Here is a 2,179-nt window from a genome sequence, read left to right on the forward strand (position 1 = left end):
CTGCTGCAACCCTATAAACGCTACCGCCTGTGAGGTGTCTATGGATATTGGCCGACTTCGCCATCGGATAGAGATTCAGGCTATCCGGGCTAACCAGACCCCCGCCGGTAGCGTCATCAAAGAGCGCTATACCGTGGCGACCGTCTGGGCTGAGGTCAAATTTATCAGCGGTCGCGAGTTAGTGGCTTCTAAAGCGGTACTGTCTGAGAGCCTTGTCCGGTTCTGGATACGTTATCGGGCGGACATCCAGCCCGCGATGGACATTGTCTTCAGGCAAAAAACGTACACCATTCAGGCCGTGATGCCGGATATCATTTATTGTTATTTAATAATTAGCACGTTCTATTACGATGCTTTAAGTATTCATTTTTTAGCATGGGTTATTTAATAAAACGCATTATTAACTAATGATGAGAGGGGAATATTATGGGTTCAGTAGATGGTATTTATATAAGTAAAGATCACACTCTTACAATAACTGACAGTGTTGATAAGTTAGCCACATTTAGTGGTTCTTTTATCAGTAACAATCTCCTCACAGGAGGAGTTCACTATGACCAGATATCAGGGCAGTATAGATTTGCTGCTGACGCTCAAGCTTGGCCAGCTCAAATAAGTTTCTTCGCCATTCTAGCGCCTATCCCTCCTGCCTCAAGAAAGCACGTCATAGCAGACTATTGGAATGGTATCAGAACGGCTGATGGAAGCATCATTATGAGTGGAGTGCGAACATACACAACAGACGAGGGTATATACGATATATACACGTTCGAAAAGGTGATTTTTACACTTACACCCACAGAAGCATAACAGACAGTTTATTAATTTACTAAGTAAATCAAGCCGTACTTTCCCGTATTGATGAACCAATTTATTGATGTTCACCGGCGGAGAAGTCTCCCACCGCCTTCATGTTATTTAGCAATGTGTATTGTTGATTAGATGAGGGAATGAATATGAGCACTAAAAACAGTAATAGCTCCGTTGACGTTCCAACAATGGACGATGTCAGAAAGGCAATCAAAGAAGCCATTGCAGAACACGCTGCAAGCCGTAATCACCCTTATGCCACTCAGGTAGAGCCGGGATTGGTTACACTGAGTAATGAGACCGATAGCGACAGTGAGTTAACTGCGGTAACATCCAAGGCTGTTAAGATAATAAATGATAATGCTAACTCTCGGTTGTCTAAAGACCAAAATGGTGCCGATATTACTGATAAAACAGCGTTTGTAAAAAATATTGGATTAATGGAAGCATTAACACGAATTAAAAATACAGCATTATTATCTGAAAATGGTTGGTGGAAATGCGGTGATACCGGGTTAATTATTCAATGGGGTATTTTTGGTCAACAAGGAGAAGGATATGGGACATATATTTTTCCTCTACCGATTAAATTCCCCAATAAAGGATTATGGGCTTTAGGCTACTCCAGCCAAGCATTAAACCATAACGCAGATACTTATTCAGGCTCAGCAGAACTATTAGATAACGTAAATCTAAAAGTAACTGTTGACAATAAATTGCCGACAGCTTGTATAGTAATAGGATATTAATTATGTATTACTATAGCCCAACAGAAAACGCTTTTTATCCTGATAAATTGAAACAAGATTATATTAATGCAGGAAGTTTTCCTAAAGATGTTATAGAAGTAGATGATTGTATTTGGTTAGAATTCGCTGGAAATATAGCCCCAAAAGGTAAAATTCGAATTGCTGGCACTGATGGTTTACCCATCTGGAGCGATATTCCTCCACTGTCTCAAAAAGAACTACAACGTTCGGCTGAACGAAAGAAACAGCATCTAATGTTGCAGGCTGCAAATACAATAGCACCACTACAGGATGCTGTTGATTTAGATCTCGCTACAGATGAGGAGAGAATGGCGCTCATAGAATGGCGTAAATACAGGGTGTTGCTCAATCGAATTGATTATTCCCTTGCGCCTGATATTAAATGGCCTGAACAACCGAAATAATGACAAGGTAGCGATCACTGCATATGTTCTATAGACATGGATGTCTAAATAACTTTTCATAATAGTGGGACACTCGATTTACTTTCTCTGAAAGAGTCTATTTGCAGATTTTTTCAAGAATTTTTTCACATTACTGAGCAGTTGCCACATATACCGACAACAATGGTTACGTGTGACTGTTTCATGTAACGTGTG

General features: G+C 40.4%; 4 protein-coding genes. All 4 read left to right on the forward strand.

Going from position 1 to position 2,179, the window contains the following annotated elements; translation table 11 throughout:
• The coding region (locus AACS90_RS21770) for a phage head closure protein (protein ID WP_339373638.1) at positions 1-388 on the forward strand (388 nt) is incomplete at its 5' end.
• Positions 389-426: 38 nt separating this feature from the next.
• Positions 427-810: a hypothetical protein gene (locus AACS90_RS21775; RefSeq protein WP_099123641.1), complete on the forward strand. Its 384-nt coding sequence runs from the start codon at positions 427-429 to the stop codon at positions 808-810.
• A 146-nt stretch (positions 811-956) separates the two neighbouring features.
• Entirely contained in the window at positions 957-1,559 is a 603-nt protein-coding gene (locus AACS90_RS21780; RefSeq protein ID WP_241538343.1) for a tail fiber protein, read from the forward strand.
• Between the two features lie 2 nt (positions 1,560-1,561).
• On the forward strand, positions 1,562-1,984 hold the full coding sequence (locus AACS90_RS21785) for a tail fiber assembly protein (protein ID WP_099123643.1): 423 nt from the start codon (positions 1,562-1,564) through the stop codon (positions 1,982-1,984).
• The last annotated feature ends 195 nt before the right edge of the window (positions 1,985-2,179 follow it).

The organism is Xenorhabdus sp. KK7.4 (genome assembly GCF_963876465.1).
GTDB classification, from domain to species: domain Bacteria; phylum Pseudomonadota; class Gammaproteobacteria; order Enterobacterales; family Enterobacteriaceae; genus Xenorhabdus; species Xenorhabdus stockiae.